Consider the following 389-nt stretch of genomic DNA (forward strand, 5'->3'; position numbering starts at 1 on the left):
GCACGCGCCGGCGCCGGCCGCCGGCGGCGCCTTCGCCTCCGACGGCCGCGTCGTCGCCATCGGCGCCTCGACCGGCGGCGTCGAGGCGCTGGTCACCATCCTGTCGCAGTTCCCGGCCAACTGCCCGCCGACCGTCATCACCCAGCACATGCCGCCGGTGTTCACCAAGAGCTTTGCCGAGCGCCTCAACCGCATCTGCCGGCCTGAGGTCAGCGAGGCCGTCGACGGCGCCCCGCTTGTCCCCGGCCAGGTCTATCTCGCCCCCGGCGGGGTGGCGCATCTCGAGGTCGCCGGGGCGGCGACGCTGCGCTGCCGGCTGCGCGCCGGCGACCCGGTCAGCGGCCACCGCCCTTCGGTCGACGTGCTGTTTGCCTCGGTCGCCCGCGCCG

Annotated in this window: 1 protein-coding gene; it reads left to right on the forward strand. The window is 76.1% G+C overall.

Annotation, left to right across the window (positions count from 1 at the left end):
* On the forward strand, window positions 1–389 hold a 389-nt coding region (locus AC3A4H_RS23655; protein WP_487768888.1), incomplete at both ends, for a chemotaxis protein CheB.

Source organism: Pseudaminobacter sp. Soil_N_29 (assembly GCF_057656055.1).